The sequence below is a fragment of the Streptomyces sp. NPDC049577 genome (assembly GCF_040675635.1).
GTDB lineage: Bacteria > Actinomycetota > Actinomycetes > Streptomycetales > Streptomycetaceae > Streptomyces.
In genome coordinates, this window is the sequence record NZ_JBFAPH010000563.1 from 1 (window position 1) to 2,303 (window position 2,303).

Here is a 2,303-nt window from a genome sequence, read left to right on the forward strand (position 1 = left end):
GTCGGACGGCGTCGTCCGGCATCCGAAGGTGGGCACGGTGGGCCCGCGTTCGATGGAGCTGTTCCGGCGCTGGGGCGTCGCCGGCGCGATCCGCGCGGCCGGCTGGCCCGGGGACCATCCCCTGGACATCGCCTGGGTGACGGCCGTCGGCCACCACGAGATCCACCGGCTGCGCTTCGGCACGGCCGCCGGCCGGCCCGAACCGCCCCACACCCCCGAACCGGAGCAGATCTGCCCGCAGCACTGGCTGGCCCCGCTGCTGGCACGGGCCGTGGGCGAACATCCCGAGGGGCCGCTGCGCAGGCGCTGCCGGGTGACCGGCTTCGTCCAGCACGCGGACCGGGTCACCGCGGCCGCGACGGATCTGGCCGACGGCACACCCGTGACCGTGGAGGCGCGCTATCTCGTCGCCTGCGACGGCGCCTCCTCGCCCGTACGCAAGGCGGCGGGCATCGCCGCGCCGGCCCGGTACGCGACCCGCTCCTTCCGCAACATCCTCTTCCGCGCTCCCCTGCTGCGCGAACTCCTGGGGCCCCGGAGCGCCCTGGTGTACTTCCTCACCCAGCCGCCCGCGCTGCGCTTCCCCCTGCGGTCGATGGACGGCCGGGAGCTGTACCGGCTGACGGTGAGCGCGGACCGGGCGCCGGCCCGTGACGCGCTGACCATGGTGCGCACGGCCGTCCGCGCCGACACCCCGCTGGAGGTGCTCTCCGAGAACGTCTGGCACCTCACCCACCGCATCGCCGCACGCTTCCGCCGGGGCCGGGTGCTGCTCGCCGGGGACGCCGCGCACACGCTGTCGCCCTCGGGCGGCTTCGGCATGAACACCGGCATCTGCGACGCCGCCGACCTCGGCTGGAAGCTGGCCGCGGTGCTGGCGGGCTGGGCCGGTCCCCGGCTGCTGGACTCCTACGACACCGAGCGCCGGCCGGTGGCCGAGCGCAGCCTGGAGGAGGCCAACACGCACCTCACCCGGACGATGCGGCACGAGCTGCCCGCCGAGCTCCTGCTGGACTCCGCGGAGGGCACACGGGCGCGCGCGGACCTGGCGGCCCGGCTGGAGGCGAGCGGTGTGCGCGGCGAATTCGACGCGCCGGACGTGCACTTCGGATTCCGCTACGACTCGCCCCTCGTCGCGCCGGGTGGCGAAGGTGAGGGCCGGGGGGACTGGCGGACGGCCGCCCTGCCGGGCAGCCGCGCCCCGCACGCGTGGCTGCGGGCCGGGGTCTCGACGCTGGATCTCTACGGCCGTGCGTTCCGGCTGCTGTGCTTCACCGATCCGGAGGGTTCCGTCGAGGCGGCCTTCGCCGCCCGCCGGGTCCCGCTGGAGCCGTTCCGCTGTGACGACCCGGCGGTGGCACGGCTGTACGGCAGCCCGTACGTCCTCGTACGCCCCGACGGCCACGTGGCCTGGCGCGGCGCGCGCCCGCCCGCCGACGCCGGCCGGCTGGCGGACACGGTGAGGGGAGCAGCATGAGCACGCCGAACACGCCGGGCGGACCGGGCGCGCTGGGGCCGTTCCGTACCTCGGAGGTCCACGTCCCGGATCCGTATCCGCTCTACCGCCGCTACCGGGAGGCCGACCCGGTCCACCGGGCGGAGGACGGCTCCTGGTACCTGTTCCGCCACGACGACGTGGCACGGGTGCTGACCGGGCGGGGATTCGGGCGCGGAGCGCTGCCCTCGCGCCTGCCGGCCGACTGCCCCCACCTGCGGCGGACCACAGCCCACTGGATGGTCTTCATGGACCCCCCGGAGCACACGCGGGTGCGCGCGCTGGTGTCCAGGAGCTTCACCCCGCGCGTCGTGGAGAGTCTGCGCCCCCGCATCCGGCAGCTGACCGCCGGCCTCGTCGACGGGCTGGCCGCCGATCTGGCCGGAGGGCGCGCGGCCGATCTGGTCGACCGGTTCGCCGCGCCGCTGCCCATCCTCGTCATCAGCGAGCTGCTGGGCGTGCCGAAGGAGGACCGGCCCTGGTTCCGCGGCCGCGCGGTCGACCTCCAGCAGGCCACCAGCTCACGCGTCGCCCGCGCCGCCGACGGGTTCACGGTGGCCGAGGCGGCGGCGCGGGAGCTCGACACGTACTTCCGCACCGAACTCGCCCGCCGCAGGGCCGCCGGTACGCACACCCACGACCTCATCGGCGGCATGTTGCGCGACACGGAGGGACGGCAGGACGACGACACTCTGGTCGGCACCTGCATCCACCGCAGACGTGGGCGCGCATGCCGGCCGTCTGATAGCGGATCGTGACTTCGCTGGGGCGGACGTGCCCGCTGCCGGACTTGTTCTCGACGTCGGGC

The 2,303-nt window shown here is 75.4% G+C and carries 2 protein-coding genes; both read left to right on the forward strand.

The annotated features are described in order from the left end of the window. On the forward strand, positions 1-1,477 hold a 1,477-nt coding region (locus AB0K09_RS32660; protein ID WP_366069016.1), incomplete at its 5' end, for an FAD-dependent monooxygenase. Beyond that, positions 1,474-2,253, forward strand: a complete 780-nt coding sequence (locus AB0K09_RS32665; RefSeq protein ID WP_366069017.1) for a hypothetical protein — start codon at positions 1,474-1,476, stop codon at positions 2,251-2,253. The genes AB0K09_RS32660 and AB0K09_RS32665, both read left to right, overlap by 4 nt. Positions 2,254-2,303: the final 50 nt, after the last annotated feature.

What these genes read in the sequence shown, in the direction of transcription:
- AB0K09_RS32665 (WP_366069017.1), top strand. Translation starts at nt 1,474, where the DNA reads ATGAGCACGCCGAACACGCCGGGCGGACCGGGCGCGCTGGGGCCGTTC.